Origin of the sequence: Paenibacillus darwinianus (genome assembly GCF_000598065.1) — a bacterium.
Lineage (GTDB): Bacteria > Bacillota > Bacilli > Paenibacillales > Paenibacillaceae > Paenibacillus_I > Paenibacillus_I darwinianus.
Map to the genome: position 1 here is coordinate 1 of NZ_KK082196.1, position 5,670 is coordinate 5,670.

Annotated in this window: 4 protein-coding genes; 3 read left to right on the forward strand and 1 reads right to left on the reverse strand. The window is 57.6% G+C overall.

Translation table 11 applies throughout. From position 1 onward, the window contains the following. On the forward strand, positions 1 to 808 hold an 808-nt coding region (locus BG52_RS12795; protein WP_051602335.1), incomplete at its 5' end, for an N-acetylmuramoyl-L-alanine amidase family protein. Positions 809 to 821: 13 nt separating this feature from the next. Here BG52_RS12795 and BG52_RS12800 read toward each other — a convergent pair. Then, positions 822 to 1,703, reverse strand: a complete 882-nt coding sequence (locus tag BG52_RS12800; protein ID WP_144340819.1) for a discoidin domain-containing protein — start codon at positions 1,701 to 1,703, stop codon at positions 822 to 824. 457 nt (positions 1,704 to 2,160) lie between these two features. Here BG52_RS12800 and BG52_RS12805 point away from each other — a divergent pair, with 457 nt between their 5' ends. Next, positions 2,161 to 3,816, forward strand: coding sequence for a response regulator (locus BG52_RS12805; RefSeq protein ID WP_036585836.1), 1,656 nt, complete (start codon positions 2,161 to 2,163; stop codon positions 3,814 to 3,816). Further along, positions 3,813 to 5,585: a sensor histidine kinase gene (locus tag BG52_RS12810; protein WP_036585838.1), complete on the forward strand. Its 1,773-nt coding sequence runs from the start codon at positions 3,813 to 3,815 to the stop codon at positions 5,583 to 5,585. The genes BG52_RS12805 and BG52_RS12810 overlap by 4 nt, the downstream gene beginning before the upstream one ends. Positions 5,586 to 5,670: the final 85 nt, after the last annotated feature.

Sequence of the window (5,670 nt, forward strand, 5' to 3'; positions counted from 1 at the left end):
CAAATCGATTGCGAGGTCAGTGCGGAAGGCGGCGGATACGGTGGCCGTTACCGCAGATACGCTGCGGCTCCGGTCGGGTCCGGGGTTGAAATACAGGATGGTCGGCGGACTTAAGCGGGGAGATCAGCTGTCCGTTCGCGAGCAATCCGACGACTGGCTGCGAGTGGTCGCCGCAGGTGTCGGAGAGGGCTGGGTGTCCAACCGGTTTGTCGCCGCATCGGATGGCTTGGCGTCCGCCGTCTTGGTCTCGGCCGGCGTATCAGGCGAATTGGCGGGCAAGCTGATCGTGGTCGATCCCGGACACGGCGGCAACGACCCCGGCATGGTCGGCGGCACATATGAGACACTGGAGAAGAAGCTGAACCTGTCAACCTCGTTTCATCTGAAGCGAGCGCTTGAGGCGCGCGGTGCGCATGTCGTCATGACGCGGGCGGATGACGGGAAGCCGGAGCTTTCCGAACGGGTGCGCATAGGCGAGTCGCAGGGAGCTGATGCGTTCGTCAGCGTTCACTACAACGCCTCGAAGAACAACGCATCAGGTCTGCTTACGTTCTATTACGCGGACAAAGACGAGAAGCTCGCCCGAGCGATCGAGGGGCGGTTGTCCGATGGCGTCGGCGGTTTGCGAAGCAGCGGTATTGCATACGGCGACTTGCATGTCCTGCGGGAGAATAGCCGGCCGGCCGTGCTCGTCGAGCTGGGCTACCTGTCGAACCCGAAGGATGAGGGCATCGTCATGAAGGCCGCTTATCAGCAAAGAGCGGCCGAGGCGATCGCCGAAGGGCTTGCGGACTTTTTTGCATCCTGACTGAAAGCTGAGCTTATCGATTGTTTTGCTCAACCATTGGCAGCGAGCCAAACACCTCGATCTCGACCGCACCCGTGTTTCCTCCGCTGCTGTCAGCTGCTTCAAAGCGGAGGGAATCGGTCGAGACAGGCTCCTTCAGCGTAAAATATTGCATCTCGTCCGGTCCCTGCAGGTCGAAGCTGCCCAATTCCGTCCCATCTGCGCTTAACACGCGCAGTTTTTTTATTTCGGCGCTCGTTCCCATTGTACGCGTCCAAAACCCGATCGCGTTGACTTGATAGGCCTTGTCAAACCCGATTTCAATCCAGGCATTGTTGCCGTCTCCGTCCGAAGACCATTCTGTGGAGGGGTCGCCGTCGATTGCCATTTGAGCGCCCCAATTCCGGTCATTTGCCGCTCCGCCATAATTAGAGCTGACGCCGAGAATCCGGCCGCCATTGCTCAATAACGCGATATTGGTGCCTGTCGGCTTTTGCGCCGCTTGTTTGTCTCCCGTGTCGGCCGCTGCATTTGGCGATGTTGTGAAGCTTCCTTCCTTGCTTTGCAGAACGTTTCCGCCCGTTGTTCCGAGCATGATCCGATAAAAGTAATTCGTATCGGGTTTTAAGTTTTCAATCACATTATAATGTTCCGTATGCGGTCCTTCCGGCATGCTTTCCACCGCCACAAAATCGTAGGCGCCGGATTTCGTGCCCAGCAGCACCTGGCAAAAGCCCGGTTGCTCTGTCGTAAAGCTGACGATCGTATTTCCGTTTTTGAAGGAGAAATCGATGCCGGAAGCATCCAGCTCCGACACGCCTGACCGGGATTGAGTGGCGGCTTGATAGCCGAAAAAACTTGTTGCAGCAATGGCAATGGCAGCGATCAACAAGAGCAGCCCTGCATTTTTGTTCATCGAGACCTTCTTCACTATTGGATTCGACCCCCTGGCTCAACGGCGCGCAGTATGATTTAACACTACAAATTGTAGTACAATAACCATGTTTAATCAAGCGCAGCGAAAAGGAACGCCCGGGGGCGGTCCTTTTCGCTTGCCAGCTTGGTCGATGTACAGCTCCTGTGGGAAAAAGCCGTCTTCCGTACGATAAGCCGATAATCAGACTCCTCGCGGTCCTCGGGGTGAATGAGCCTCGCATGCGGCATGGATAAAAGCTCCGCTTCCGTGTAGACAAGGCATGCGGCTATTCACGCATACTGTGTCCTCAGAGGCGAGTCCCAACCGCTTCATCAGCGCCGCCGCGCCCTTCGATAAACCGCTTCGACAAATCCCCGTTGCCAAGCTCGCGAATTTCGTGGACAATGATCGTAATTACCGCTTACATTGCCATATTGGGATTTCGGGAGGAAGACGGATGTATAAGGTGCTTCTTGTGGATGATGAAGCGGATGTGCGGGATGGGCTTCTGGATGAGATCGATTGGGGCGCTTCAGGCTTCACCGTGGCCGGCACCGCCGAGAACGGCAAGGAAGCGATGGAGCTGGCCGACCGCCTGCATCCGGATGTGGTCATCACCGACATCAGCATGCCGTTCATGGACGGGCTCAAGCTGGCGGAGTGGCTGCGCGAGCGGCATCCGCTCGTCAAGATCGTCCTGCTGACCGGCTACGACGAATTCGATTACGCGCAGCGGGCGATTCGCGTCGGTGTGGACGAGTATTTATTGAAGCCGTTCTCGGCGGACAATCTGACCCGCATGCTTGCCAAAATACGCGATAAAATCGAAGCCGAGGTCGCGGAGCGCGAGGACGTCAGGCAGCTGAAGGAGCATTACCGGACCAGCCTGCCCCTGCTGCGGGCGACGTTCCTGGCCTCGCTGCTGACACGCAAGCTGTCTCGGTCTGCGATCGAGGAAAAGGCGAGAAATTACGACCTTCGCCTCTCGGGCAGCGGCTACGCTATAGCCGTCATTACGCCTCACCAGCAGGAAGGCGGCGGGGAGACGGCGTCCGAGCATTCGCTTCGCGGCTCGGGCGATCTCGACCTCAAGCTGTTCGCGGTGCTCAACATCGCCGCCGAGATATGGGAGCAGCAAAACCTCGGCAGCGCTTTTATCCACCAGGACAAGATCGTGCTGATGACGGTATTCGCCGATTCCGGCATGGAGGGCTGGACGCGACAGGCCCAGGATGCGCTCGAGACGGTGCTGCGCAGCATCGACCATTATTTGAAGCTGCCCGTGACGATCGGTGCCGGGTCGGTCGTGACCGCGCTGTCGGATGTGAAATATTCGTTCGAGGACGCGATGCTGGCGCTCGATTACCGGCTCGTGCCGGGGACGGAGCGGCTCATTTACATTCACGACGTGGAGCGCCGCCCCGCAGAAAAGCTGCGCTTCGACGAGCTGCAGGAGCAGGCGCTGATCCGCTGCCTGAAGGTTGGCACCGACGAGGAGCTTCGCGAAACCGTCGACGCCATTTTCGGAGAGCTTACCCGAACGGCCGCCGCCTACGGCGACCTCCAGGTTTACCTGCTGGAGGTCGTGACGGCCGTGCTGAAAACGGCGAAGGACGCCGACGTGGACATGGACGCGCTGTTCGGAGCGGGCTTTCAGCTGTATGCCGAAATATTCAGGTTTTCCGGCTTGTCGGAGGCGCAGCGCTGGTTCAACGAGCTTTGCCTGCGCATTCTCCAGCATATTGCGAGCCGCCGTCAGCACACCTATAAGGATATCGTCGAGAAGGCGGTCGCCTACACGAAGGAGCATTACAACGATCCCGATATCTCGATTCAACGCGTCTGTTCGCATCTGCATATCAGCACAGGATATTTCAGCGGCCTTTTCAAAAAGGAAGTGAAAATGACGTTCGTGCACTATGTGATGCACATCCGCATGGAAAAAGCCAAAGAGCTGCTGCGGACAACGGAGCTTAAAGCGTTCGAAATCGCCGATCGGGTAGGCTTCGCGGATCCGAATTATTTCAGTTTCTGCTTCAAAAAGCAGGTTGGCGTGTCTCCGAAGGATTACCGCAGCCGCATTGGGGCGGCCGAAGGAGAGCGGGGCGAATGAATACGCTGGCCAGAAAGCTTCGCATGAATACGATCAGGTCGATCATGACCTGGTCGTTCTCCGTGTTGATTCTGCTGATGCTGTCGATCGTCGCCGTGCTGCTGTACGACAAATTTTCGGAGACGGCCGAGCGGAGCGTCTATCTGAACACGCAGCAGATCGTCGACCAGGTCGGCTACAATCTGGAGGATTACATCACCGGCATGTCTCGCTTGTACCGCTCCATCGAGCAGAACATGCTGGTTGACGGGCAGTGGGAGGACGAGCAGGTGACCAAGCAGCTCGATACGATCATGAGCAGCCGCGATGACATCGTCTCGATTGCGCTCTTCGATGAGCAGGGCAAGCTGCTGCGCAACCGTCCCTCGGCTCAGGTGCGCGACAGCGCCGATGTGACGCAACAGAGCTGGTTCCATGCCGCCATGCGCGTCCCGGATCACCTGGGCTTCTCGCTGCCGCACATTCAGAATCTGTATCAGGGAACGTACAAATGGGTCGTTTCGATGAGCAAGGGCGTGACGGTGATTCGTAACGGCAAGCCGATGCGCGTCATTCTGCTCGTGGATATCAACTTCAAGAAAATCGACGAGCTGAGCAGCCGAATCAGCCTCGGCAAGAAGGGCTATGTCTATATCATCGATGAGGGTGCCGGCAATATTGTGTACCACCCGCAGCAGCAGCTGATCTACATGGGGCTGAAAAAGGAAAGCGTGGAGCAGGCGCTCAAATCGTCGGACAGCTACATTGACCGGTCTTCGAACGTTCCGCGTTTGATCACGGTCAAGTCAGTCGCCAACATCGGCTGGAAGGTCGTCGGCGTGTCGTATCTGGACGAGATCATGACGACCCGCGAGGAAATAAACCGTTACCTGATCCGCGTGTTGGCAGGGGCGCTGGTGCTGGTCATTATATTCTGCATGCTGCTCGCTTCCACGCTGACCCGGCCGATCCGCCTGATGGAGCGGACGATGAAAGCGGTCGAGAAAGGCGACTTCGAGGTGGAGCTGCCGGTACAGGGGCCGTTAGAGGTCGAGCGCCTGGCCAGCCGGTTCAACCTGATGGTCAATAAAATCAGGCAGCTGATGCAGCAAATCATCGTGGAGCAGGAGTCGAAGCGGAAGTACGAGCTGGAGGCGCTGCAGGCGCAGATCAACCCGCATTTTCTGTATAACACGCTGAATTCGGTCGTCCGGATGGTCGGCATGAGCAAGAACGAGGAGGTCATTACGATGATTACCTCGTTGTCGAGGTTGTTCCGCATCAGCCTGAGCAAAGGCAAAAATGTTATCGCGGTGGGCGAGGAGCTGGAGCATGCCCGTCATTATTTAACGATCCAGCAGATGCGGTTCAAAAACAAATTCGCTTTTGCCATCGAAGCCGACGAGGAGGCGCTTTCCTGCATGACCTTGAAGCTGGTGCTGCAGCCGCTGATCGAGAATGCGATCGTGCACGGCATCGAGTATATGGTCGACGAGGGCTTCATTCGCATCAAGGCTTCTGTAACGGGCGATGTGCTGACGTTCGAGATCGCGGACAACGGAGTCGGGATGTCGCCTGGGAAGCTGGACCGGCTGCTGTCCGGAGAAGCGATCGATAAGAGCGGCGCGGGCTCGGGCGTGGCCGTCCGCAACGTGCACGACAGGATCCGGCTGTATTACGGCGTTCAATACGGCTTGTCCTTCGAGAGCGAGCAGGAGGAAGGTACGACGGTGCGGGTCCGGATTCCGGCTATAAGAGCCGTGAGGGGGGAGACGGTTGGGGATGAATAGGTTGTGGAAAATACGGCTGCTGAAGGGGAAGCGACTCTTGTGGACGTTTGCGCTGTTGTCGATCTCCATTGCCGCCTCCTGCGGC